The following is a 224-nucleotide window of genomic DNA, read 5'->3' on the forward strand; positions in this document are numbered from 1 at the left end:
CCTGCACGGGCTGGCCGCTCATCCGACATTGCTGACGGGGCTGCTGGACACCATGGCCGATAACCGGCCGCTCTACGACACCTTCCTGCACGGGCTGGCCGCTCATCCGACGCTGCTGACGGGGCTGCTGGACACCATGGCCGATAACCGGCCGCTCTACGACACCTTCCTGCACGGGCTGGCCGCTCATCCGACATTGCTGACGGGGCTGCTGGACACCATGG

1 protein-coding gene is annotated in these 224 nt (G+C 67.0%); it reads left to right on the plus strand.

What is annotated here, in order from left to right:
* A partial coding sequence (locus tag ACQI5H_RS24625) for a hypothetical protein (protein WP_427081900.1) occupies positions 1-224 on the plus strand: 224 nt, incomplete at both ends.

The sequence above is a fragment of the Mycobacterium heidelbergense genome (assembly GCF_050205645.1).
Taxonomy (GTDB): domain Bacteria; phylum Actinomycetota; class Actinomycetes; order Mycobacteriales; family Mycobacteriaceae; genus Mycobacterium; species Mycobacterium heidelbergense_A.